This is a genomic window from Luteibacter pinisoli (assembly GCF_006385595.1).
Taxonomy (GTDB): domain Bacteria; phylum Pseudomonadota; class Gammaproteobacteria; order Xanthomonadales; family Rhodanobacteraceae; genus Luteibacter; species Luteibacter pinisoli.
Window position 1 is genome coordinate 3,351,621 of the sequence record NZ_CP041046.1, and the last position, 22,493, is coordinate 3,374,113.

A 22,493-nucleotide genomic window follows, 5' to 3' on the forward strand; every position below is an offset into this window, starting at 1 on the left:
CGTTATGTTCGTGTTACGTCGCCATTCGCCCTGAGGTGGGCGCGACGTCGGTGTCCCCACACCGCATGCCTCACACACCCACAAACGAGTGCCGTCCCGCGGCGCTACTACAAGCTGTTCAGCCTTGCTGAAAATGCAGGGCCAGGGAGTTTTTGACCTCATGACAAGCACCACCCTGCTCACGCGTTCGCGCGTGCTGAAGCGCACTGCGCTCGTCTCTGCGCTCGGCGCCTGCCTGCTGGCCGGTACCGCATTCGCCCAGAGCACCGTTGGCGACATCTACGGTACCGCTGCTGCCTCGCAGACCATCCAGATCCAGAACCTGGGTTCGGGCACCACGCGCACCGTCGCCGCCGACCAGGACGGCCACTACCGCGCCTCCTCGCTGCCGATTGGCAGCTACCGCGTCAACGTGGTGGAGAACGGCCAGACCGTGTCGACCCGCGACATCAACGTTGTCGCCGGCCAGTCCGCCCAGCTGAACTTCGCTTCGGCCGCCGGTGGCAGCAGCAGCGCGCAGGCCCTCGACACCGTCACCGTGTCGGCCAACGCCCTCACCGCCATCGACGTCGCCTCGGTGGAGTCGCGCACCAGCTTCACCGCCGACAAGCTCGACAAGCTGCCGGTGCCGCGCAACGTCGTCGACGTCGCCGCACTGACCCCGGGCACCGTCAAGGGTGACTCCGCGTTCGGCAACCTGCCGTCGTTCGGTGGCGCCTCGGTCGCCGAGAACAGCTACTACGTCAACGGCTTCAACGTCACCAACCTGTACAACAACCTGTCGTTCTCGGAAGTGCCGTTCCAGGCCATCCAGCAGCTCGACGTGCAGACCGGTGGCTACGGCGCGCAGTACGGTTTCTCGACCGGCGGCGTGACCTCGGTGATCACCAAGCGTGGCACCAACGAATGGAAGGGCGGCGCGTCGTGGGTTTACACCCCGGCATGGGGCCGCGAGCAGCAGCCGACCACCTACACCAAGGATGGCGCGCTGTACCGCACGTACCAGAAGAACAGCGACAACGACAACGTGTACTCGGCCTGGCTGGGTGGCGCGCTGATCAAGGACAAGCTGTTCTTCTACGGCATCTTCCAGTCGCACAAGGAATCGCAGACCGCCTATCAGGGCGCGACGTCGTCGGCTCCGGCTGAGCGCAACGAGTACAGTGATCCGTTCTATCTCATCAAGATGGACTGGAACATCAACGACTCGAACATCCTCGAATGGACGGGGATGAACAACACCAAGCACACGACCAACCAGTACTACAACCAGGAAATCGGCACCGACGGCAAGCCGTCCACCACCGATTACCTGGGTGACCGCCACGTCAAGACGGGCGGCGCGGTCAACGTGTTCAAGTACACCAGCTACATCACCGACGACCTGACTGCCACCGCGCAGTGGGGCAAGATGAAGTCCAAGAACTCCTCGGACTACACCTCGGCCGATGGCACCGTCACCAAGTACGACGGCAACATCAACAGCCCGAACCAGGGCTGCCCGTACGTGATCGATCGCCGCAGCAGCACGCAGAGCGGCCTGACCGATCCGGTCCATTCGTGCTACCTGGCCAGCACCATCGACCGCTTCAACGGCGAAGACCAGCGCACGGCGTATCGCGTGGACCTCGACTGGAAGGTGGGCGACCACGACCTGTCGGGCGGTTTCTCGCGCGAGAAGTGGAAGTCGGATTCGGGCCAGAGCTACGCCGGCGGCGCGCTGTACTACTACCGCACGAACGGTGCGGGCCAGGACTACGTGTCCGAGTACAACTACCGCACCGGTGGTTCGGTCGCGATCGACCAGAAGTCCTGGTACCTGCAGGACAACTGGCAGGTGACCGATAAGGTCCTCGCCTACATCGGCGTGCGCAACGACTCGTTCAACAACCAGAACGGTGCCGGCCAGAACTTCGTCCGCCAGGGCAACATCTGGCAGCCGCGCCTGGGCTTCTCGTGGGATGTGTTCGGCGATTCGTCGACCAAGGTCTTCGGTACCGCCGGCCGCTACTCGCTGCCGATCGCCGCGAACGTCGCCCTGCGCGCCGCCACGGCCTCGTACTACACGATCCAGAACTTCTCGTACTCGGCCATCGACCCGGTGACCGGCGTGCCGACCCTCGGCGCCCCGCTGACCGACAAGTCGATCGTGAACGGCGAGAACGGTTCCACCCCGGATCCGCGCTCGGTCGCCACGAAGGACCTGAAGCCGTACTCGCAGGATGAGTTCATCCTCGGTATCCAGCACCGCGTCACCAGCGACAACGACTTCCTGAACGACTGGGTGGTCGGCGCCAAGGCAACCTACCGCAAGCTCAACAACGCGATCGACGACACCTGCGACTGGCGTCCGTTCTACGCGTACGGCAAGTCGATCGGCCTGGACATGGACGCCAACGGCGACCAGTTCACCCCGCCGTCCTCGATGCCGGGCTGCTTCATCTACAACCCGGGCAGCAAGGTTTCCGTCGACGTCGACCTCGATGGCAGCGGCGTGCTGCGCAACGTCACCATCCCGGGCAAGGCGTTCGGCGAGAAGGCCAAGCGCACGTACGAAGCCGTCACCCTGTCGGCCGAGAAGGCCACGGACAACTGGTACGTCAATGCGTCGTACACCTGGTCGAAGAACCGTGGCAACACGGAAGGCCTCGTGAAGTCGGATAACGGCCAGGACGACACCGGCACGACCAGCGCGTTCGATTACCCGGAACTGATGGTCGGCGCGACCGGCTACCTGCCCAACGATCGTCGCCACAGCTTCAAGGTGTACGGCGGCTGGCGCATCACCCCGGAATGGCAGGTTGGCGTGAATGGCCTGCTTGAGTCCGGTCGTCCGACCAGCTGCTTCGGCGGCGGCGACGAGACCGTGGGCGGCATCCCGAGCTACAACTCGGAGTTCTTCTACTGCGACGGCAAGATCTCGCCGCGCGGCACGGCCAAGCGCCTGCCGTGGAACTGGTCGCTCAGCCCGAACGTCGTCTACACCCCGGCTTACGCCAAGGGCGTGACGGTGCAGCTGGATGTGCTGAACCTGTTCAACAACGACAAGAAGACGGCCATCAACGAGATCGGCGAGAACGGTTCGGATTCGAACTACTACGGTACGACCTACCGTGTGCCGACCTACTACCAGACGCCGCGTTACCTGCGCCTGATGGTCCAGTACGACTTCAGCCTGTAATTCATCGCAAGCTGGACATGAGAGGGTCGCCCGTTTGGGCGGCCCTTTTTTTTGTGTCCGTTTCGAGAGGGCTCGGCTTTGCCTTCGCGGTCGCTGGATAGCCGTGAACGGTATCGATGTCGGGGACGGGAAAGCCCTTGGGGCCGCCAGACGCGGACCTTCGGACCGGGCCGTAGGCGCCCTCACGTCGAACATCGATGCTCTTAGCGGCCCTCCGCTTATGTCGGCCCCAAGGGCCTGGCCGCTGCCGACGACGCCGCCCTACCAGCGCCGGGCGGCGCAAGCCGCTGAAAGCAAGCATTCGCGAACGCGAATGAACCGACTAAACGGCTGGATGTGGCAGCCGACGCTACGGTTAGTCAGAGCAGAAGGGGTTGGTCGGGAAGTTCGTTGGTTCGTGGCGTGCCGTCGGCCGGAAAGTGCCGGGCCAGCAACGCCCCGGCTTCATCCACGCCGGTGACCACCGCTTCGCGGTAGTGCCCCTTCGCAAACTCGTCGCGCATGTGCGATGTGATCGCTTCCCACTCGGCGGCACTCACCTTCCGGGCAATGCCGCGGTCGGCGACGATCTCGATGCGGTGCTCGGCCAGCAGGACGTAAAGCAGCACGCCGCAGTTTTCCTCGGTGTCCCACACACGCAGGTGGGCGAACAGGTCCGCCGCACGGTCGCGCGCCGTGACGCCATCGGTGACGGCGGCGAAGGGCAGCCGCGATTCCACCGCCACGCGAAGTTCGCCACGGTGCGTCTTTTCGCCGGCCGCGACGCTGGCGGCAATGGCGTCGAGGGCGCTCTTCGGGAACTGCTTGCCGATCTGGAACCAGGCGCCGAAGAGGTTGGTGGTGATCCGTTGCATCTCCATCACCAGCTCCCCGACGAACCGCCGCCACCAAAACTGCCGCCACCGCCGCTGAAGCCACCGCCTCCGCCGCCGCCCCCGAAGCCGCCACCGCCAAACCCGCCACCGCCGCCGAAACCACCCCAGCCGCCCCAGCCGCCACCACCGATGGAGCGGCCAGCGCCCATGGGGATGGCCATGAGCAGCGCGCCGCCGACCAGGCCGAGCACGCCGAAGAACAGGGAGTTGAGCAGCAGCCAGCCAAGCCCGCCGGCGATCAGGCCGCCAATGGGCGCGCGCACGCCCAGCGGCGCACGGCCGAGGACACCGCGCAGGAACAGCACGCCGAACAGCAGCGGGATGAGGAAGTGCCCTCCCCCGTTACCGCGGCGCTCGTGCGCGTCGTCCGGGTTCACCGGGGGCGGCAGGGTTTCGCCCTGCACGATCTGGGTGATGGCGTTGAGGGCTTCGGTGATACCGCCGTAGTAATCGCTGGTGCGCAGCTTCGGCGCCATGTACTCGCGGATGATCCGCGCGGCGATGGCATCCGGCAGCGCCCCTTCCAGGCCGTAACCCACCTCGATGCGCACGTGGCGATCGTTCTTCGCCAGCAGCAGGAACACGCCGTCGTCGGAGCCCTTGCGGCCCACCTTGTTGGCCTCGGCCACGGCGAGCGAATAGCTCTCGAGGTCTTCCGGCTCGGTCGTGGGCACCATCAGCACCACGACCTGGGCGCCCTTGGTCTTTTCCAGATCCACCAGCCGGGCATCCAGCTGGTTGACCTGGTCGGCCGTGAGCGTCCCCGTCAGGTCGGTGACGTGACGGGTGAGCTTCGGCACCGCGGCGTCGTCCGCCAGCACCGCCAGGGGCGGTGCCAGCAGGGCCAGCGCAAGCAGCAGCCGCGCCGCGAACCGGCGCATCAGTGGGCGGCCGAGGCAGCCGGCGCCGGGGCGCTGTTGAAGTCGACCGTGGGCGCCGTGGAGATGGCCTTCTCGTTCTCGACGCTGAAGTTCGGCTTCACCTGGTAGCCCATGACCTTGGCCGTGAGGTTATTGGGGAAGCTGCGGATCAGCGTGTTGTAGGACTGCACGGCATCGACGTAGCGCTTGCGGGCCACGGTGATGCGGTTTTCGGTGCCTTCCAGCTGGGCCTGCAGGTCGCGGAAGGAGCCGTCGGCCTTCAGCTGCGGGTAGTTCTCACTGACCACGAGCAGGCGGGAGAGCGCGCCGGAGAGCTGGCCCTGGGCGGCCTGGAACTTGGCCAGGGCTTCCGGATCGTTGGCCTGCTCGGGCGAGAGCTGCACCTGGCCCACCTTGGCGCGGGCGGCGGTGACTTCGGTGAGCACGCGTTCTTCGTGCTGGGCGTAGCCCTTCACGGTGTTGACCAGGTTGGGCACCAGGTCGGCGCGGCGCTGGTACTGGTTCAGCACCTCGGACCAGGAGGCCTTCACCGCCTCGTCCTCACGCTGGATGGCGTTATAGCCGCAACCGGAGAGGAAACCGGCGAACACGACGAGGGCAAAGGCGCGGAGGAATGTCTTCATGGCAGCGAGTCCTTGGAGGGTGTGCGAGGCACACGTTACCCCAAAGCCGCACCGTCCGGCGCTCAGAAGAATCGGAGGTCAGAACAGCCGGGGAATGAGGATCAGGCCCCAGGTGAGCAGGAACATCATCATCATGAGGAAAACCGAGGCGGAACCCATGTCCTTGGCCCGGCCGGCCAGCTCGTGGAACTCGGGGCTCACCTTGTCCACCACGGCCTCGATGGCCGAGTTGAGCAGCTCGGTGGCCAGTGTGAGCACCGGGAAGGTGATGAGGATGATCTTTTCGATGGCGCCCTGACCCAGCCACAGGCCCAGCGGGACCACGACGATGGCCAGGGACACTTCGGCCCGGAACGAGGCCTCGAACTGGTAGCAGGCCTTCAGGCCCTTCATGGACCACTGGAAGGCCGCGTAGATCTGCCGCGGGCCGCGGCGAACGTTGGATGCCATGGCGGTCAGCCCTGCCGGGTGGCGGCCGGGCGCGGGGCCACGGAGCTCAGGATGTGGGTGCGCTGCGGCATGGACGCGGGCCGGAGGGTATGGATGAGCCGCTTATGATGCCACAGGCGGCCTTCGGGCGGGCTTAGGGGCCTCCTTGTGGCGTATCGCCGCGCCCCTCTGGCGCTGCAGCACAACCCGGCGGACCATTTGTATTAACCTTGGAAGGTTATGACTCGTTCAGGGTCGTGGCGCGGGAACGAGCCCTTCGTGGCCGTTCGCTGTATCCCAAGTTTCCGGAATCTAGATGGCAATTCAGAACCCGCCCGTTTCACAGACCAAGTCGTTCAGCACGGTCTTCCTTATCGAGATGTGGGAGCGCTTCGGCTTCTACGGCATGCAGGTGTTGATGGTCACCTACATGGTCAAGAAGCTCGGCTTCGCCGAATCCGACTCCAACCTGGTCTGGGGCGCCGCCGCGGCCCTGATCTACGCCACTCCCGCCATCGGCGGCTGGATCGGCGACAAGTTCCTCGGTACCCGCCGCACGATGCTCAGCGGTGCCGTCGTGTTGATGATCGGTTATGCCCTGCTGTGGGTACCCACCGACAACGCGCTGTTCCTGTATGTCGCCCTGGGCGTCATCGTCCTCGGCAACGGCCTGTTCAAGCCGAACGCCGGCAACCTCGTGCGCAAGATCTACGAAGGTGACGCGGTCAAGATCGACAGCGCATTCACCATCTACTACATGGCGGTGAACGTCGGCTCGACGATCTCGATGCTGCTCACCCCGTGGATCCGTGACTACGTCGGCGAGCACTACGGTGATGCGCTGGGCTGGCACACCGCCTTCGGCGTCTGCTCGATCGGCCTCATCCTTGGCCTGGTCAACTACTACTTCATGCGCCACACCCTGGCGCACATCGGTTCGGTGCCGGACGAAACCCGTCCGCCGATGAAGAACGTCGTCGGCGTGATCGTCGGCGGCCTCGTCATCATCGGTGTGTCGGCCGCCATCCTGCAGAACCAGACCATCGCCAAGATGTGCGTTTACGCCGCTGGCGTGCTGATCCTGTTCATCTTTGCCCACCTCATCCGCTCGGTGGAGCAGAGCGAGCGCGCCGGGCTGATCGCCGCGCTGGTGCTCACCATCCAGACGATCTTCTTCTTCATCTTCTACCAGCAGATGTCGACGTCGCTGAACCTGTTCGCGCAGCGCAACGTCGATCTCTCGTTCGGCCTCTTCGGCTTCGAGATCTTCCGCTGGATCCCCGAGCAGTTCCAGTCGCTCAACGCCATCTGGATCGTGATCCTCTCGCCGATCCTTGTCTGGATGTACAACGCGCTGGGCAAGCACGGCAAGGATTTCCCGGTCGCCGCCAAGTTCGCCCTGGGCTTCGTCGCCGTGGCCGCGGGCTTCTTCATGTACGGCCTGGGCGCGCATACCGCCGTCGACGGCAAGATCTCCTCCTGGTACATGGTGTGGGGCTACGGCCTGTACTCGCTGGGCGAGATCCTGGTGAGCGGCCTGGGCCTGGCGATGATCGCCCGCTACGTGCCGGCGCGCATGGGTGGCTTCATGATGGGCGCCTACTACGTGGCGGTCGGCGTTTCCCAGTACCTGGGTAGCGTGGTCGCGAACTACGCCGCGATCCCCAGCGATATCACCGACCCGCTGCAGTCCCTGCCGATCTACACCAGCCTGTTCAACAAGCTCGGTTTCGTCGGCATCGGCTGCACGGTGCTGGCCGTGGCCATGCTGCCGCTGATGCGCAAGCTCTCGCTTGATCACGCACTGGCCGATGTCCAGCCGGTACCGCCGGTTCATAACGAAGACCTGTAAACGCGGCCGGGGCCGCCCCTCGCGGGGCGGCCCTTCGCCTTCATAGAGACCATGAGCGACCATCTTCACAGCCCCAAGTCACGCTCCGGTCCGTTTGTCCTGGCACGTACCCTCGCCTGGCTGCGCCTTTGCGCCATTGCCGGCCAGAGCGTCGCGATCCTCTCCTGCGTCACCCTGCTCAAGCTCGACGTACCGCTGCTGCCGCTGATGATCGGCGTGTGCGTGCTGGCGGTGTTCGCCGCCTCCGCCTCGTTCCGCCTCGGCATGCCGTGGAAGATCACCGAGGGCGAGGCCATCGTGCACATCGCCTTCGACACGCTGGTGCTCGGCTACCTCCTGTATTTCACCGGCGGCGCCTCCAACCCCTTCGTCACCCTGCTCCTCGTGCCCATCGCGCTGTCCGCGGCGGCGCTCTCCATCGTGGGCGTGGCCCTGGTGGCGGTGCTCACCGGCGTGGCCTACGTGCTGCTGGTGCCGTACCACCTGCCGCTGCCCACGCTGGGCAACAAGAGCCTCGACTTCGACCTTTACGTGGCGGGGCTCGGCGTCAACTTCGTGATCATGGCGATCCTGCTGGGCGTGTTCATCAGCAACCTCGCCAAGGCCATCCGCGTGCAACAGGACGAAGTGCAGCGCGTGCGCGAACGTGCGCTGCGCGATGAAGGCATCCTGGCCATTGCCACGCAGGCCGCCGGTGCCGCGCACGAGCTGAACACCCCGCTCTCCACCATGCGCACGCTGCTGCCGGAGATCCGCCGCGAACACGCGGGCGACAACGCGCTGGGCGACGACCTGGACCTGCTCGATGGCCAGGTGGAACGCTGCCGGACCATCCTGCGCGAGATGGTGGCCTTCGGCCAGGCGCAGCTGTCGCAGGAGCCCGAGCGGCTGAGCGTGGGCCAGTTCGTGCACGTGTGCATGGAGCGTTTCCAGCTGCTGCGCCCGGAAGCCGACGTGGCGCTGAGCGTGGAGCCCGGTGCGGAGCGCCTCGCCCTGCGTTCGCCGCCCGGCCTGCGCCATGCGCTGATCAACCTGCTGAACAATGCCGTGGATGCGTCGTCGATGAACGACAGTGCGTTCGTCGGCTTCGATATCCGCGTCGATGGCCCCTGGCTGGTGCTGACCGTCACCGACGAAGGCCCCGGCTTCGACGAAGTGGATGAACTGGGCACGCTTGGCCTGTCGCAGAAGGCGACCGGCCTGGGCATCGGCCTGGCCCTCGCGGAGGCCACCGCGGAACGCCTTGATGGCGAACTGGCCGCCAGCAACACCGGGCATGGGGCGCAGATGCGCCTGCGCCTGCCTCTTTCGGTCATTGGAGACCACGCATGAACGATCTTGTCCCGCCTGGCGGCCGTCCGCTGCTCATCGTCGATGACGACGCCACGTTTGCCCGCGTGCTGGGCCGCGCGCTGAGCTCGCGCGGCTTCGAGGTGATCAGCACCGACAACGCGGACGATGCGCGCGCCCTCACCCGCCGCCACCAGCCGCGCTACTGCGTGCTGGACCTGAAGCTGGGCGACGAGAACGGCCTGCGCCTGATTCCCGAGCTGCAGTCGCTGGTACCCGACATCCGCGTGCTGCTGCTGACGGGTTACGCCTCGATCGCCACCGCCGTGGAAGCGATCAAGCGCGGCGCGCACGATTACCTGGCCAAGCCGGTGGATGCCGATGCCGTGGTGCGCGCGCTACTCGATGGCGACGCCGGCCCGGCCGATGGCGACGATTTCGCCGACGCACCCGACGCCCCGCTGCCGTTGCGCCGCCTGGAGTGGGAACACATCCAGCGCGTGCTGACCGAATGCGAAGGCAACATCTCCGAGACGGCCCGCCGCCTCGGCATGCATCGCCGCACCCTGCAGCGCAAGCTGAGCAAACACCCCGTGCGCGAGCGCCCTGACGAGAACTGATATGCGCGCTGTCCTTGCCCTTGCCCTGCTGATGGGCGCCACGGCCGTCCATGCCGACGACATGCACGGCATGGCCATGGGCCACGAAGCCCCGCTCGGATTCGATGCGGCCATGGATGGCGGCGGCCACCTCTGGGTGGTGGATACCGTGGGCGAGCACGTGCGCGTGCGTCGCTCCGACGACATGGGCCGGGAGTTCGCGCTGTCGACCATCGTCAACCCCACGGGCGAACCGATCTACGCCGAAGGCGAAAACCGGCCGAAGATCGCGCTGGGGCCGAAGGGTGAGCTGTACGTCACCTGGTCGCAGCCCCGCAAGGCGCCGTGGACCGGCTTCGTGCGCTTCTCCCGCTCGCTCGACGGCGGCGCGCACTTCGATGCACCGAAGACGGTGCACACCGACCGCGCCGAGATCACCCATCGCTTCGACTCCCTCGCGGTGGACGGCAAGGGCAACCTCATCGTGGCCTGGATCGACAAGCGCGACCTCGAGGCCGCGACGAAGGCGCACACCCCCTACCTCGGTGCCGCTACCTATTACAGCTGGTCCACGGACCGCGGCGCGACGTTTGCGCCAGAGCGCAAGATCGTCGACCAGAGCTGCGAGTGCTGCCGCATCGCGCTGGCCCGCGCGCCCGATGGCACCATCGATGCGTTCTTCCGCGCCATCTATGGCGACAACATCCGCGACCACGCCTATGCCACCTTGCCGGCCGGCGGCAGCGCGCCTTTGGTGTCGCGCGCCACGTTCACGCAATGGCATATCGAAGGCTGCCCGCACCATGGGCCCTCGCTGGCGATCGATGCCGCGGGAACGCGCCACGCGGTGTGGTTCAGCGCGGCGGACGGCAAGCCGATGATCAGCTACGGCCAGCTGCAGCCAGGCAAGCCGCCCCTGCACAAGTTCACCGTGGCCGGCAACGGTGCGTCCCACGCGGACCTCGCCGTGGACGGCAAGCACGTGTGGATCGCCTGGCACCAGATGACCGCGAACGGCCTCCAGCTGATGCTGCGCGAGTCCACCGACGGCGGCACCACCTTCGACGAACCGCGCGCCATCGCCCATACCGATGGCCCCTCCGGCTGGCCCAAGCTGGTGCTTCATGACCACCGGGCCTTCGTGGCGTGGAATCCGGGTGGGCAGTTCCGCCTGGTGCCGATCGAGGCCCTGCGATGAAACGCTACCTGCTGGCCGGCCTGATGGCCGTCGCCACATCCGCCATCGCCGCACCACCGCAGCCGCTGGCGTCCGCCGATGTCAAAGCGCTGGTGGCGCCACCCGCGAAGGGCATCAAGGTGCTCGCGCTGTGGTCGCTGGATTGCGCGTATTGCGAGGAGAACCTCACGGCGCTGCGCGCGTACCAGCGCCAGCATCCGGACGTGGAACTCATCTATGTCGCGACGGATCCGGCTTACCAGCGCGACGCACTGGAGGCCCGGCTGAAGCGGGCCGGGGTGGACGACGTGACCTCACGCGCGTACGCCGATGCCACGCCGGATCGACTGAACTTCATGATCGACCCATCGTGGGGCGGGGAGACACCGCGCACACTGGTGATCCATGCGGACGGGTCGCGCAAGGCCGTCAGCGGCGCGCTCACGCCCGCACGCGTCGCCGACCTGCTCTAGGCTTCGACCGGCTGGGGGTTGGGGAAGCGCACGCTCGCCACGCGCGAGGCGCCGGGCAACGCACGCAGTTCCAGCGGCCACTGGAAACGATCGGACAGGCGACGGGCAATGGCGAGGTCGAAGCCATGCCGGTCCACCGCCGCGTGCCGACGGCTGCCGGGCTCCGGCGAATCCACCGCGGGATTGATCACGCTCACGCTGCCAGGCATCACGGTAACCACGATGGTGCCCTGGTCCGTCTGCTGGAGCGCATGTCGGATGAGCTGCCCGCAGAGCACGGCGAACACACGCGGTGACGCGTGCAGCGCAAACGCCGCCGGCTCATCCAGGATCAGCTCCACCGGGCGCCCGGCGATGAGCTCGCGGGCGTAATCCACTTCCTGGCGCAGCACCTTGTTGACGATGAAGTCTTCCTCGGCCAGCCCCTGGTCGGATTCGCGGGACAGGATGAGGAACGCTTCCACCAGCGATTCCAGCTCACGCGTGGAGCGACGGATGCGTTCCAGCGAGCGATGGCCGAACTCGGACAGGTCCGTCTCGTCCGCCAGCATGTCCGAGGACATCTTGATGACGGTGAGCGGGCTGCGCAGTTCATGGCTGGCGTCGCGCGTGAAGTTGCGTTCGCGATCGCCAAACCCCTCGATGCGCGAGGCCAGGCCATGCAGTCCGCGGATCAGCGACGACACATCCGCGTTCGAACGCTTGCCGCCTTCGGCCTCCAGGCCCTGCATGTCGGGGTGGTCCGGATCCCAGCCGTTGAGCAGCTTGGCGAGCGCGGCGATGGGCGCCCACGCACGCGACACCGCCAGCCACGCCAGCGCGCCGGAGCAAAGCATGATGGCCAGCGTCGCCCCCAGGGGCGCGACGTTGTACGCGGTCATCAACGAGGCGATGACCACGACCAGCATCTGGAGTCCGAAGATAACGGCGATGCGGGCGCCGAATGTTCCGCGCCCGCCTCGCCGAGTCCCCTGCGATGTGCTGCCTTCCATCAGTTACGTCCGCTACACACCTGCTCAGGCCGTCTGGGAGGCGGCAACCTCGGAATCGAGGTCAGCGAGGCGATAACCCGCCGAATGGATGGTGTGCAGCAGCGGCCGGTCGAACGGCTTGTCGATGACGCGGCGCAGGTTGTACAGGTGCGAACGCAGGGTGTCCGAATCGGGCAGCGTATCGCCCCAGATCTCGCGTTCGATATCGCGGCGGCTTACCACGCGCGGCGACTCACGCATCAGGATGGCCAGCAGCTTCAGGCCGATCGGCGACACGGTGAGTTCCTGGCCGCCACGGGTGAGGCGCAGGGTGGCGGTGTCGAGGGTCATGTCGCCCACGTTGAGCACTTCCGAGGACACCTGGCGGCGGTCACGGCGGATCAGTGCACGCAGGCGGGCTTCCAGTTCACGCACTTCGAAGGGCTTGACGAGGTAGTCGTCGGCGCCAGCTTCGAGGCCGACAAGCTTGTCTTCCAGCGTGTCGCGGGCGGTCAGCATCAGCACCGGGGTGGACTTCTTGCCGTCCTTGCGCAGCTTGCGGCACACATCGAGGCCGTCCATGCCCGGAAGCATCAGGTCGAGCACGATGACGTCGTAGCTGTTGGAAACCGCAAGGTGGAGACCACTCACGCCGTCGGCAGCGTAGTCGACGGAGTAGCCCCGGCGTTCAAGGAACTCGCCCACCATCTCGGCAATTTGACGGTTGTCCTCAACGAGGAGGATCAGGCCAGCTTGTTCGTCGCGGTTGCTCATCGCTCCACTCTCCTTTCTGTGATTCACAAATGTGAAGAGTTAACGGCCGCGCCGGTGAGAACACTGTGAAGACCGAAAACAAGCATTCATTTTGGTTAGGCCAATGTCGACGTGCCGTCGATTACTTCAGCAGGGGCGAAAGCGTTTTCCACACATTCTCTGCCACCCGCGGTTCACCCTTCGCCGTAGGATGAAGGCCGTCATCTTGCATCAATGCGGGGTCGAGGGCTACGCCATCGAGCAGGAAGGGCAGCAGGGCCGTGCCCTGGCGGGCCGCGATGTCCGCGTACACCTTGCGCAGGCCGTCCCGGTATTGCGGGCCGTAGTTCACGGGCAGCTCGATGCCAAGCAGCAGCACCTTGGCCCCGGCGGCCTTGGCGGCGGTGACCATCGCCTCGAGGTTCTCGGCCAGCTTGCCCAGCGGAAGTCCCTGCAGGCCATCGTTTGCGCCCAGTTCGATCACCACGACGCCCGGTTTTTCCTTGCTCAATAGCGCGGGCAGGCGGTTGCGGCCGCTGAGCGAGGTTTCACCGCTGATGCTGGCATTGACCATCGTCCACGGCGTCGCCATGTTCGAAGTGCGAGCATCCAGCAGCCTCACCCACCCGGCTTCCACCGGGATGTTGTGCGCCGCCGACAACGAGTCCCCGAGCACCAGTACCTTGCGCGGCGCACCCGCCGCGTGGGCGATGGCGCAGCAAACCATAAGCAGCAACAGGACCAGGCTACGACGCATGAGCGATTCTTCCCGAGTTCTTCTTGAAGTGGCGGATGTTAGCAAGTCGGTTTTCGGACCGGAGGGCCAGCTGGATATCCTGTCCGGCGTGAACCTGGCGGTGGCGGCGGGCGAAAGCTTTGCCATCGTCGGCGCCTCGGGCTCGGGCAAGACCACCCTCCTCGGCCTCCTGGCCGGGCTGGACGTCGCCACGTCCGGCTCGATCCGGATGGACGGCCAGGCCCTGGAGGCGCTGGACGAGGAAGCCCGGGCCGCGGTGCGTCGTCGCCTGGTCGGCTTCGTCTTCCAGTCGTTCCACCTGCTGCCCGCCCTGACGGCCGAAGAGAACGTGATGCTCCCGCTGGAACTGGAGGGCGACGACAACGCCCGCGCCCGGGCGCACGCCGCGCTGGACGCCGTGGGCCTTGCTGCCCGCCGCCGCCACTACCCGGCCCAGCTCTCCGGCGGCGAACAGCAGCGCGTGGCCCTGGCCCGCGCCTTCGTCCATCGGCCGCGCATCCTCTTCGCCGACGAGCCCACGGGCAATCTCGACCAGCACACCGGCGAGCACGTGGGCGATCTGTTGTTTGAGATGAATCGCCAGTACCAGACCACGCTGATCCTGGTCACGCACGACCCGCGCCTGGCCGCGCGCTGCGCCCGCCAGGCCGAGCTGCGCGAAGGCCGCCTCGGGGTGCCCGCATGAATGTGACGCGGCTGGCCCTGCGCACGCTGCGTCGCGAGTGGCACCTGGTGGAGCTGCGCACGCTGGCGGCGTCGCTGGTGCTGGCGGTGGTGGCCCTCGGCGTCGTCGCCACCCTTTCCACCCGCATCGAGCGCGGCATCCTGGCCAGCGCGGCCGAGCTGATCGGCGGCGACATCGGCGTCTCCGCGCCGGCGCCCTTGCCCGAGGCCATGGCGGCCTCGGCCCGCGAGGACGGCCTGGCGATGACCCGTGGCGCGCAGTTCCGCAGCGTGGCCTTCGTCGGTGAGCACAGCCAGTTGCTCGACGTGCTGGCCACGGACAACGCCTATCCGCTGCGCGGCACGCTGGAAGTGAGCGGTGCCGACGCACGCAGCCATGTATCGCACGGGCCACCGCGGGGCGAAGTGTTCCTCGACCATCGCGCCATGGTGGGCCTGGGCATCCGACCCGGCCAGCGCGTGCAGATTGGCGGACAGGACCTCGTCGCGTCGGCGGAGCTGGTGCGCCAGCCCGACGGCGGCGAGCTGTTCGCGCTCGCGCCGCGCGCCGTGATGAATCTCGACGATGCCAACGCCGCCGGCCTGCTGGGCGTCGGCAGCCGTGCGCGGCATCGCCTGCTGGTATCGGGCGCCCCCTCGGCCGTCGCGCGCTGGCGCGAATCGGTGGAAGGCGGCAGCCTGCCCGCCGGCGCGGACCTGATCACGCCGGAAAAGATGCAGGAACGCATGCGCAGCGCGTTCGACCGCGCCAGCGCGTTCCTGCGCCTCACCGCACTGCTCTCGGCGTTGCTCTCCGGCGTGGCCATCGCGCTGGCCTCCGCGCGCTATGCGCGGCGCAAGGCGGGCGAAGTGGCCCTGCTGCGCGCGCTCGGCACGCCGCGCCGCAAGGTGGCCTCGTTGCTGGTGATGACCCTGGCCGCGCTCGCCTTGCCGGCCGCCGCCGTCGGCATCGTCATCGCCCTGGGCCTCACCGAAGGCGCGTGGTATTTCGCGCGCCAGCTGTTCGACAACATCCCCACCACCCTCCCCTTCGGGCCGGCGTTCGCCGCGGCCGCGATGGGCCTTGCCGTTCTCGCCGGCTTCGCCCTGCCGCCGCTGGTGCGCCTGGCCGAAGTGCCGCCGGTGGCCGTCTTCCGCGAATCCATGCAGCGCCGCCTGCGCCGCTTCGACGTGCTGTACCTGGTGCCGCTGGCCACGGCGATCGGCCTGCTCTGGCTGCAAAGCGACTCGGCGAAACTGGCCGGGATCCTCGCGGTAAGCCTGGGCGGCGTCGCCGCGATCGCCGCGGGCCTGGCGGCGCTTCTTCTCGTCGTCGCGCGGCGCGTCGCCCCGGGGGCGCACCCTGCGCTTCGCCTGGGCCTGGCCGCCCTCGCCCGTCGTCGTGGGTTGTCGCTGGTGCAAGCCACCGCGTTATCGCTGGGCCTGTGCGCGCTGTTGCTGCTCGCCGTCATCGCCCCGTCGCTGCTCGAAGGCTGGCGTCGCGAGCTGCCGGCCGACACGCCGAACTGGTTTGCGCTGAACCTGCAGGACGACCAGCGCGACGCCTTCAACGCGCAGCTGCAGCGCATCGGCGCCACGAAAACCAACATGATGCCGCTGGCCGTGGGCAAGCTCACGCAGATCAATGGCACGCCCGTCGACAAGCTGCCGTTCCTTGAAAACGACGAAGCACGCGACGCCGCCGACCGCCAGCTGCGCCTGTCGTGGACGGCCGGTCTGCCGCCTTCGAATGAAGTGGTGGCCGGCCAGTGGCCGGGCGCATCGCCTGCGCAAGCCGAGGTATCGGTGGATACCTCTTGGCGCGATCGCTTCCACCTGAAGCTCGGTGACACCCTGCGCTTCGAAGTGGGCGAAGGCACGCTGGATGCGAAGGTGACCAGCGTGCGCAAGGTGGACTGGACGTCGTTCCGCGTGAACTTCTTCCTCATGGTCGATCCGGCGCACGCGGGCGATATCCCGCACACCTGGCTCACGAGCTTCTACCTCCCGCGTGGCCACGGCGACCAGCTGGCGAAACTCTCGCGCGATTACGGCAACCTCAGCCTCATCGATGTCGATGCGCTGCTCGACCGCGTGCGTGACATCGTCGACCGGGTCGGTGGCGCCGTGCGCTGGGTGCTCGGCTTCAGCCTGCTTGCGGGTGCGCTGGTGCTCACCGCGGCCCTCGCTGCCAGTGCCCAGGAACGACGCAAGGAAGCCGCACTGCTACGCACGCTGGGCGCCACGCGGGCACAGCTGCGCGCGGCGGCCGCCTGCGAGTTCGCGTTGCTTGGGCTCGTCGCCGGCCTCACCGCGGCGATAGGCGCGGCCGGCGCTGGTTTCTGGCTGGGCAAGGCGGTATTCCGCCTCGAGGATTTCATCCCGCCCCTGTGGCCGCTGTTTGGTGCCGCCGCCCTCGCCGCCTTCGTCGTGATGCTTATCGGTTTGCTCGGCACGCGTCGCGTGCTGCGCACCTCGCCGATGGCGTTGCTGCGCGAAGGCTAATCCGAGATGTGCATTTCCAGCGCCATCACGATCGCCTCTTCCCGGCCGTTCTTTGCCGGGTAGTAGGCAGGGCGGCGGCCGATCTCGGTGAAGCCCATGGATTCGTACAGGGCATGCGCGACCGGGTTGGACGGGCGCACTTCGAGGAAGATGCGCTCGGCGCCGTACCAGCGGGCAAGGTCCACGAGGCGGCGCATCATGCGGCGGCCGTAACCGAGGCCGCGATGGGCATCGCCGATGCAGACGTTGAGCACATGGGCTTCGCCGGCAGCGACGGAAAGGATGCCGTAGCCCGCGATCTCGCCGTCGTGGGCGATGACCCAGCAGTTATGCCCGGCCTGCAGGCAGTCACGGAAGATGCCCGCACTCCACGGGAATTCGTACGAGGCGTGCTCGATGGCCACCACCGTGTCGATATCCTCGCGGCGCATGGCGCGCACTTCGGTGGAGGGGCGGGCGACGGCGACCATCGGATCAGCTCCTGCCGAAAGACCGGCCCAGGGCACGCAGGCCGTTCCACAGGCGACGCTTGGCGGCCGCATCGGCCAACAGCGCCGACGGAGTGTCCACCAGCACGATCTGCGCGGCGCTCATCACCGCGGCCGGCAATTCATGGCCCAGGGCGCGCGCCTGCGCTTCACCAAACACCAGGTAGTTCGCCGCGACGGGCACGTGGCCGAGGCCACGCTCACCCGCTTCCAGCCGCGCCGCGCGGCCGGTGACCGGACCAAACGCACGCAGCGCGCGGCCGACCAGGTCAAGCTCGCGCTCGCTGGCACCGGCGGGTAACACGACCACGCAGGCCACGCCCTCGCCCGGCACCGCATCGTTCACCGCGCCTGCCATCGCCGCCGATGAGGCATCCGCGCTGCGCAGGCGCCACGGGGTGACCCCCATGACCTTGAGCAGGCGTTCGCGACGATCGGGCGAGACGGCAGGCATGGCTTATTCCGCCGGCTTCGCGTGGCGACGCACGCGGCGACGATGGGCGGCGCGACCCCACAGGGTCATGATCGGACCGGAGATCGTGTAGATCATCGTCCCGGCGAACAGCACGCGGGCCGGATCGATCAGCAAAAGCACCACGATGAGCACGGCCACGATCAGCATGATGAAGGGCACGCGATCACCCTTCGGCCACGCCTTGAAGCTGTAGTAGCGTACGTTGCTGACCATCAGCAGGCCGGCGATCACGGCCAGCGGCATGGCAAAAAACGCCACGTCCGGGCCGGGGATGTCGAACTTGGTCATCGTCCAGACAAAGGACATGCACAGCGCGGCAGCCGCCGGGCTGGCCAGCCCCTGGAAGTAGCGCTTGTCGGCCACGCCCACCTGGGTGTTGAAGCGGGCCAGGCGCAGCGCGGCGCATACGGCATAGATGAACGCCGCGGCCCAGCCGATCTTGCCCCACGTGCGGCCATAGTCGGCCAGCGACGAGAGCGACCACGTGTACATGACCAGCGCCGGGGCAAGGCCGAAGCTCACCAGATCCGACAGCGAGTCGAACTGCACGCCGAACTCGCTCTGGGTATTCGTCAGGCGGGCGATGCGACCGTCCATGCCATCCAGGATGCCGGCGACGAAGACCGCCAGGGCGGCCGTGGCGTAATTCCCATGGATCGCGGACACGATCGCGTAGAAACCGGCGAACATCGCGCCCGTCGTGAACAGGTTCGGCAGGAGGTAGATACCGCGATGGCGCGGCCCCCGGGCTTGGATCGGATCGCTCATGGGCTCAGTCGTCACTTGGGATTCCAGTTTAGCCTAGCCGCCGTGAACCGTCAGTCCGCGCATTCCCGGCACAAAGCGGGACGCAGGTCGCTTGCGTGCCCTCGAGGCGGGTGATAGATGTGTTCGCCTCATTCACCCTATGCCTGGGAACCGCCGCATGCGCCGTTGCATCGCCCTCCTCCTGCTCGTCGCCGTCTGTCCCCTGGCCCTCGCCCAGGCCTATCGGTGGAAGGACGCCCAGGGCGTGACCCACCTTTCCGATACCCCGCCCCCGGCCAACAGCGCCAAGGTGGAGACCATCACGATGAAGGGTGGCGTCAACGCACCGGCCTCGGCCACCCCCGCCGCGCCGGCCAAAGCGGCGACCGCCGCCCCGCCGCCGGGCACCGCCGTGGCCGATAACCCGGCCAACCGGGCGAAGCTGTGCGACCAGCTGAAGAAGAACATGGACGTCCTCCAGAAGGAGAAAGTGGTGTCCATGGACGATGGCAAGGGCGGCCAGACCCAGCTCGACGATGCCGGCCGCGCACGCCAGGTGGAAACCAACCAGGCGCAGATGACCCTCTACTGCAAGTCGTAACCGCCCTATAATTCCGCTTTTCCCCGACGATATCGCCTGATGCGCCTTAGCCAGTTCCACCTCGCCACCGTCAAGGAAGTGCCCGCTGACGCGGAAATCTCCAGCCATCAGCTGATGCTCCGCGCGGGCATGATCCGCAAGCTGGCGTCGGGCCTGTACACGTGGGCACCGCTGGGCCTGCGCGTCCTGCGCAAGGTGGAAGCCGCCGTCCGCGAGGAAATGGTCCGTGCCGGCGCCATCGAGGTGCTGATGCCGTCGGTGCAGCCGCGCGAGCTGTGGGAAGAAACCGGCCGCTGGGAGAAGTTCGGCGGCCAGCTCCTGAAGATCCAGGATCGCAAGGAGCAGGAGTTCTGCTACGGCCCGACGCACGAGGAAGTCATCACCGACTTCGCGCGCAACGAGCTGAAGAGCTACAAGCAGCTGCCGCTCAACTTCTTCCAGATCCAGACCAAGTTCCGCGACGAAATCCGCCCGCGCTTCGGCGTGATGCGTGCGCGCGAGTTCCTGATGAAGGACGCCTACTCGTTCCACCTCACCCCGGAATCGCTCGGCGAGACCTACAAGGTGATGTACGACGCGTACAGCCGCATCTTCACCCGCCTGGGCCTGGAGTTCCGTGCGGTGGACGCCGACACCGGCGCCATCGGCGGCAGCGCCAGCCATGAGTTCCAGGTGCTCGCCGATTCGGGCGAAGACCACATCGCCTTCTCCGATGCCTCGCCGTACGCGGCCAACATCGAGAAGGCCGAGGCCCTTGCCCCGACCACCGAACGCCCTGCCCCGTCGGCCGCGCTGCAGCGCGTGGACACCCCCACCCAGCGCACCATTGCCGAGGTCAGCGCGTTCCTGGGCGTGCCGGCCACGCAGACGGTGAAGACCATCCTGGTCCGCGGCGCCGAGGGCCTCGTCGCCCTGTGCCTGCGCGGTGACCACGAAATCAACGAGGTGAAGGTCTCCCACCTGGCCGAACTCGGCGACGAGCCGGAGCTGGCCAGCGAAGAGCAGATCCTCGCCGCCACCGGCACCCGCCCCGGCTTCATCGGCCCGGTCGGCCTGCCGGACAACATCCCCGTCATCGTCGACCGCAGCGCGGCCGTGCTGGCGGACTTCGTCTGCGGCGGCAACCAGGACGGTACCCACTACACCGGCGCCAACTGGGACCGCGACGCACGCGTCACCCGCGTCGAAGACATCCGCAAGGTCGTCGACGGCGACGCCTCGCCGGACGGCAAGGGCACCCTGCGCCTCGCCCGCGGCATCGAAGTCGGCCACATCTTCCAGCTCGGCCAGAAATACGCCGAAGCCATGGGCGCCGGCGTGCTCGACGACCAGGGCAAGATGCGCACCATGTTCATGGGCTGCTACGGCGTCGGCGTCAGCCGCATCGTCGCCGCCGCCATCGAACAGCGCCACGACGACGCCGGCATGATCTGGCCGGACGCCATGGCCCCCTGGCGCGTGGCGGTCTGCATCATCAACCCGAAGAACGACGTGGCCGTGGCGGAAGCGGCCGACTCGCTCTACCAGGAACTGACCCAGGCCGGCATCGACACCGTCCTCGACGACCGCGGCCTGCGCCCGGGCCCGATGTTCGCGGACATGGAACTGATCGGCATCCCCCACCGCGTGGTCGTCAGCGGCCGCGGTCTCGAAGCCGGCACCTTCGAATACCGCGCCCGCACCGACGCCGAAGCCCGCAACGTCACCCGCGAGGAACTGCTGGCGATGCTGAAGGGCTAAGCCCTCCACTTCCTGTGTCAGAAAAGGCCGCGAGCAATCGCGGCCTTTTTTATGCGGCCCAGTGTCCCCGACGACTCGCACGTTGCGGGCGCTGGCCTTCCACCAAGGCGCCTCTGTGATGACGGGAGTCCTGGGTGCCCACCCTCGAGGCGAGTTTAGTGTCGCGAGGGGGCTGGAAGGATCAGGCCCGCAGGGGGTGGGCCATGGAGGGCCCACCGTTTTCGCCACGACAGGGAATGTCGTGTCGAAAACCCCCGCCCAGCCACCGGTTCGCGGCCGTAGGCCCATAGGTAAACAGCCGCGTAGCGGCCTCCTTTTCGAACGCAGAGCGTTGTCTGAGCAGCGAGGGTGGGCACCCAGGGCTCCACTGCGGCCACGTCCGAGCGCCGCTGCGACGCCGAAGGCGAGCACCCCCCGGCGAAGGCAAAGCCGAGCCCACCCGGGGATATTTGAGAAAACCCCGATAATCAATGACGGGGATTACCCCGACCCCTTGTAGGGTTTTTCTGATATTAAGACAAAGATAATCAAATCCCTCCCCATGGGCATTTAATTGCGCCACAATGGCCAAAAATCGCCATTAGCAAAGCCGGTACCCCCGCCCGCGTAATGGCCCGTCGCAAACCAACCATCGGGAGGACGCCATGGCCGTCGACATCAAAAACCTCAACCATAACCAGCTCACCGAGCTGATCGCCAAGGCGCAGACTCGCCAGACCGAGCTGCAGAAAGCCAAGGTCACCGAGCTGCGCGACAAGATCAACGCCCTCATCAAAGCCGAAGGCCTCACGTTTGACGACGTCTTCGGCCAGCGTCCCCCGCGCTCCAAGCGCGCCGGTGTCAGCGTCGCCGCCAAATACCGCAACCCCACCGATCCCGAGCAGACCTGGTCCGGTCGCGGCAAGCGCCCGCGCTGGTTCAACGATGCGCTGAAAACCGGCGTCAAAGAAAAAGACATGCTGGCCTGATAAAAGCTCCACCGCTTTATCCGGGTTTATGATGGTGGGCATTCCACCCACCAGGCCATGCCCATGCCACTCGTTCGCATTGACGTCCGTCGCGGCAAAGATGCCGCTTATCGCACCGCGCTGGGACAGGCGGTGCATGACGCCCTCGTCGCCATTGGCGCACCGAAGGACGACCGCTTCCAGGTGATTGCCGAGTACGACTCCGAAGGCCTCGTGTACGACCCGGGTTACCTCGGCATCCATCGCACCGACGACATCGTCTTCGTGCAGATCACCTTCAACGACACCCGCACGCAGGATCAGAAGCGGCAGCTGTACAAGGCCATCGTCGAGAACATGGGCAAGTCGCCCGGCGTGAAGCCCGGCGACGTGCTGATCAACCTGGTCGAGGTCAAGAAGGAGAACTGGTCCTTCGGCAACGGCGAGATGCCCTACGCCTGAAGCG

The 22,493-nt window shown here is 66.8% G+C and carries 22 protein-coding genes; 12 read left to right on the plus strand and 10 right to left on the minus strand.

All coding sequences use genetic code 11. The features are described from left to right. The first annotated feature begins 160 nt into the window (after window positions 1-160). The gene (locus FIV34_RS15255; protein ID WP_139984217.1) at window positions 161-3,181 is read left to right on the plus strand and encodes a TonB-dependent receptor; all 3,021 of its coding nucleotides are present in this window, start codon (window positions 161-163) and stop codon (window positions 3,179-3,181) included. Between the two features lie 359 nt (window positions 3,182-3,540). Here FIV34_RS15255 and FIV34_RS15260 read toward each other — a convergent pair whose 3' ends face one another. From FIV34_RS15260 to FIV34_RS15275, 4 genes are all read right to left on the minus strand, one after another. Next, window positions 3,541-4,041 (minus strand): TPM domain-containing protein, encoded by a 501-nt coding sequence (locus FIV34_RS15260; protein ID WP_246058637.1) that lies wholly within the window; start codon window positions 4,039-4,041, stop codon window positions 3,541-3,543. Continuing rightward, on the minus strand, window positions 4,041-4,937 hold the full coding sequence (locus FIV34_RS15265) for a TPM domain-containing protein (protein WP_139984221.1): 897 nt from the start codon (window positions 4,935-4,937) through the stop codon (window positions 4,041-4,043). The genes FIV34_RS15260 and FIV34_RS15265 overlap by 1 nt, the downstream gene beginning before the upstream one ends. Beyond that, window positions 4,937-5,560: a LemA family protein gene (locus FIV34_RS15270; protein WP_139984223.1), complete on the minus strand. Its 624-nt coding sequence runs from the start codon at window positions 5,558-5,560 to the stop codon at window positions 4,937-4,939. The genes FIV34_RS15265 and FIV34_RS15270 overlap by 1 nt, the downstream gene beginning before the upstream one ends. Before the next feature lie 78 nt (window positions 5,561-5,638). Then, window positions 5,639-6,019: a diacylglycerol kinase gene (locus FIV34_RS15275; protein ID WP_425462925.1), complete on the minus strand. Its 381-nt coding sequence runs from the start codon at window positions 6,017-6,019 to the stop codon at window positions 5,639-5,641. A gap of 286 nt (window positions 6,020-6,305) precedes the next feature. On the opposite strand from FIV34_RS15275, the gene FIV34_RS15280 reads away from it, so the two are divergent. Genes FIV34_RS15280 through FIV34_RS15300 form a run of 5 tightly spaced genes read left to right on the plus strand, consistent with a single transcriptional unit; the run spans window position 6,306 to window position 11,380 of the window. Beyond that, window positions 6,306-7,841, plus strand: coding sequence for a peptide MFS transporter (locus tag FIV34_RS15280; protein ID WP_139984227.1), 1,536 nt, complete (start codon window positions 6,306-6,308; stop codon window positions 7,839-7,841). 51 nt (window positions 7,842-7,892) lie between these two features. After that, on the plus strand, window positions 7,893-9,173 hold the full coding sequence (locus FIV34_RS15285; RefSeq protein ID WP_139984229.1) for an ATP-binding protein: 1,281 nt from the start codon (window positions 7,893-7,895) through the stop codon (window positions 9,171-9,173). After that, window positions 9,170-9,751 (plus strand): response regulator transcription factor, encoded by a 582-nt coding sequence (locus FIV34_RS15290; protein ID WP_139984231.1) that lies wholly within the window; start codon window positions 9,170-9,172, stop codon window positions 9,749-9,751. Before FIV34_RS15285 ends, FIV34_RS15290 begins: the two co-directional genes overlap by 4 nt. A gap of 1 nt (window position 9,752) precedes the next feature. Beyond that, a complete protein-coding gene (locus tag FIV34_RS15295; protein ID WP_139984233.1) occupies window positions 9,753-10,928 on the plus strand; it encodes an NHL repeat-containing protein in 1,176 nt (391 codons plus the stop codon). Further along, complete coding sequence (locus FIV34_RS15300) at window positions 10,925-11,380, plus strand: TlpA family protein disulfide reductase (protein WP_139984235.1); 456 nt, start codon at window positions 10,925-10,927, stop codon at window positions 11,378-11,380. The genes FIV34_RS15295 and FIV34_RS15300 overlap by 4 nt, the downstream gene beginning before the upstream one ends. Here the strand turns inward: FIV34_RS15300 and FIV34_RS15305 are convergent. The 3 genes from FIV34_RS15305 to FIV34_RS15315 all read right to left on the minus strand — a co-directional run bounded on the left by FIV34_RS15305 (window position 11,377) and on the right by FIV34_RS15315 (window position 13,861). Next, a complete protein-coding gene (locus FIV34_RS15305; RefSeq protein ID WP_246058638.1) occupies window positions 11,377-12,288 on the minus strand; it encodes a sensor histidine kinase in 912 nt (303 codons plus the stop codon). The two genes, FIV34_RS15300 and FIV34_RS15305, sit on opposite strands and share 4 nt — an antisense overlap. 108 nt (window positions 12,289-12,396) lie before the next feature. After that, complete coding sequence (locus tag FIV34_RS15310) at window positions 12,397-13,125, minus strand: response regulator transcription factor (protein ID WP_036111366.1); 729 nt, start codon at window positions 13,123-13,125, stop codon at window positions 12,397-12,399. Between the two features lie 121 nt (window positions 13,126-13,246). Next, window positions 13,247-13,861, minus strand: a complete 615-nt coding sequence (locus FIV34_RS15315; RefSeq protein WP_139984238.1) for an arylesterase — start codon at window positions 13,859-13,861, stop codon at window positions 13,247-13,249. Between FIV34_RS15315 and FIV34_RS15320 the strand changes: the two genes are divergently transcribed. Together FIV34_RS15320 and FIV34_RS15325 are read left to right on the plus strand one after the other, a co-directional pair. After that, complete coding sequence (locus FIV34_RS15320; RefSeq protein WP_139984240.1) at window positions 13,860-14,546, plus strand: ABC transporter ATP-binding protein; 687 nt, start codon at window positions 13,860-13,862, stop codon at window positions 14,544-14,546. The two genes, FIV34_RS15315 and FIV34_RS15320, sit on opposite strands and share 2 nt — an antisense overlap. After that, window positions 14,543-17,029 carry an ABC transporter permease gene (locus FIV34_RS15325; RefSeq protein WP_139984242.1) on the plus strand — a complete coding sequence of 829 codons (2,487 nt, stop codon included), beginning with the start codon at window positions 14,543-14,545 and terminating at the stop codon, window positions 17,027-17,029. Before FIV34_RS15320 ends, FIV34_RS15325 begins: the two co-directional genes overlap by 4 nt. Here FIV34_RS15325 and rimI read toward each other — a convergent pair. The 3 genes from rimI to pssA are packed head-to-tail and all read right to left on the minus strand — an operon-like array spanning window position 17,026 to window position 18,760. Continuing rightward, on the minus strand, window positions 17,026-17,499 hold the full coding sequence (gene rimI / locus FIV34_RS15330; protein WP_139984244.1) for a ribosomal protein S18-alanine N-acetyltransferase: 474 nt from the start codon (window positions 17,497-17,499) through the stop codon (window positions 17,026-17,028). The genes FIV34_RS15325 and rimI overlap by 4 nt on opposite strands. 4 nt (window positions 17,500-17,503) lie before the next feature. After that, window positions 17,504-17,971: a hypothetical protein gene (locus FIV34_RS15335; protein WP_139984246.1), complete on the minus strand. Its 468-nt coding sequence runs from the start codon at window positions 17,969-17,971 to the stop codon at window positions 17,504-17,506. Between the two features lie 3 nt (window positions 17,972-17,974). Continuing rightward, window positions 17,975-18,760: a CDP-diacylglycerol--serine O-phosphatidyltransferase gene (pssA, locus tag FIV34_RS15340; RefSeq protein ID WP_139984248.1), complete on the minus strand. Its 786-nt coding sequence runs from the start codon at window positions 18,758-18,760 to the stop codon at window positions 17,975-17,977. A gap of 157 nt (window positions 18,761-18,917) precedes the next feature. On the opposite strand from pssA, the gene FIV34_RS15345 reads away from it, so the two are divergent. The 4 genes from FIV34_RS15345 to FIV34_RS15360 all read left to right on the plus strand — a co-directional run bounded on the left by FIV34_RS15345 (window position 18,918) and on the right by FIV34_RS15360 (window position 22,489). Continuing rightward, window positions 18,918-19,340 (plus strand): DUF4124 domain-containing protein, encoded by a 423-nt coding sequence (locus tag FIV34_RS15345; protein WP_139984250.1) that lies wholly within the window; start codon window positions 18,918-18,920, stop codon window positions 19,338-19,340. Window positions 19,341-19,379: 39 nt separating this feature from the next. Continuing rightward, on the plus strand, window positions 19,380-21,080 hold the full coding sequence (locus FIV34_RS15350) for a proline--tRNA ligase (RefSeq protein WP_139984253.1): 1,701 nt from the start codon (window positions 19,380-19,382) through the stop codon (window positions 21,078-21,080). Window positions 21,081-21,724: 644 nt separating this feature from the next. Beyond that, on the plus strand, window positions 21,725-22,048 hold the full coding sequence (locus tag FIV34_RS15355; protein ID WP_139984255.1) for an H-NS histone family protein: 324 nt from the start codon (window positions 21,725-21,727) through the stop codon (window positions 22,046-22,048). Window positions 22,049-22,111: 63 nt separating this feature from the next. After that, complete coding sequence (locus tag FIV34_RS15360) at window positions 22,112-22,489, plus strand: tautomerase family protein (RefSeq protein ID WP_139984257.1); 378 nt, start codon at window positions 22,112-22,114, stop codon at window positions 22,487-22,489. The last annotated feature ends 4 nt before the right edge of the window (window positions 22,490-22,493 follow it).

What these genes read in the sequence shown, in the direction of transcription:
- FIV34_RS15305 (WP_246058638.1), bottom strand. Translation starts at nt 12,288, where the DNA reads ATGCTGGTCGTGGTCATCGCCTCGTTGATGACCGCGTACAACGTCGCG.
- FIV34_RS15255 (WP_139984217.1), top strand. Translation starts at nt 161, where the DNA reads ATGACAAGCACCACCCTGCTCACGCGTTCGCGCGTGCTGAAGCGCACT.
- FIV34_RS15260 (WP_246058637.1), bottom strand. Translation starts at nt 4,041, where the DNA reads ATGGAGATGCAACGGATCACCACCAACCTCTTCGGCGCCTGGTTCCAG.
- FIV34_RS15290 (WP_139984231.1), top strand. Translation starts at nt 9,170, where the DNA reads ATGAACGATCTTGTCCCGCCTGGCGGCCGTCCGCTGCTCATCGTCGAT.
- FIV34_RS15280 (WP_139984227.1), top strand. Translation starts at nt 6,306, where the DNA reads ATGGCAATTCAGAACCCGCCCGTTTCACAGACCAAGTCGTTCAGCACG.
- FIV34_RS15315 (WP_139984238.1), bottom strand. Translation starts at nt 13,861, where the DNA reads ATGCGTCGTAGCCTGGTCCTGTTGCTGCTTATGGTTTGCTGCGCCATC.
- FIV34_RS15350 (WP_139984253.1), top strand. Translation starts at nt 19,380, where the DNA reads ATGCGCCTTAGCCAGTTCCACCTCGCCACCGTCAAGGAAGTGCCCGCT.
- FIV34_RS15310 (WP_036111366.1), bottom strand. Translation starts at nt 13,125, where the DNA reads ATGAGCAACCGCGACGAACAAGCTGGCCTGATCCTCCTCGTTGAGGAC.
- FIV34_RS15325 (WP_139984242.1), top strand. Translation starts at nt 14,543, where the DNA reads ATGAATGTGACGCGGCTGGCCCTGCGCACGCTGCGTCGCGAGTGGCAC.
- FIV34_RS15335 (WP_139984246.1), bottom strand. Translation starts at nt 17,971, where the DNA reads ATGCCTGCCGTCTCGCCCGATCGTCGCGAACGCCTGCTCAAGGTCATG.
- FIV34_RS15285 (WP_139984229.1), top strand. Translation starts at nt 7,893, where the DNA reads ATGAGCGACCATCTTCACAGCCCCAAGTCACGCTCCGGTCCGTTTGTC.
- FIV34_RS15345 (WP_139984250.1), top strand. Translation starts at nt 18,918, where the DNA reads ATGCGCCGTTGCATCGCCCTCCTCCTGCTCGTCGCCGTCTGTCCCCTG.
- pssA (WP_139984248.1), bottom strand. Translation starts at nt 18,760, where the DNA reads ATGAGCGATCCGATCCAAGCCCGGGGGCCGCGCCATCGCGGTATCTAC.
- FIV34_RS15265 (WP_139984221.1), bottom strand. Translation starts at nt 4,937, where the DNA reads ATGCGCCGGTTCGCGGCGCGGCTGCTGCTTGCGCTGGCCCTGCTGGCA.
- FIV34_RS15355 (WP_139984255.1), top strand. Translation starts at nt 21,725, where the DNA reads ATGGCCGTCGACATCAAAAACCTCAACCATAACCAGCTCACCGAGCTG.
- FIV34_RS15270 (WP_139984223.1), bottom strand. Translation starts at nt 5,560, where the DNA reads ATGAAGACATTCCTCCGCGCCTTTGCCCTCGTCGTGTTCGCCGGTTTC.
- FIV34_RS15320 (WP_139984240.1), top strand. Translation starts at nt 13,860, where the DNA reads ATGAGCGATTCTTCCCGAGTTCTTCTTGAAGTGGCGGATGTTAGCAAG.
- rimI (WP_139984244.1), bottom strand. Translation starts at nt 17,499, where the DNA reads ATGGTCGCCGTCGCCCGCCCCTCCACCGAAGTGCGCGCCATGCGCCGC.
- FIV34_RS15295 (WP_139984233.1), top strand. Translation starts at nt 9,753, where the DNA reads ATGCGCGCTGTCCTTGCCCTTGCCCTGCTGATGGGCGCCACGGCCGTC.
- FIV34_RS15300 (WP_139984235.1), top strand. Translation starts at nt 10,925, where the DNA reads ATGAAACGCTACCTGCTGGCCGGCCTGATGGCCGTCGCCACATCCGCC.
- FIV34_RS15360 (WP_139984257.1), top strand. Translation starts at nt 22,112, where the DNA reads ATGCCACTCGTTCGCATTGACGTCCGTCGCGGCAAAGATGCCGCTTAT.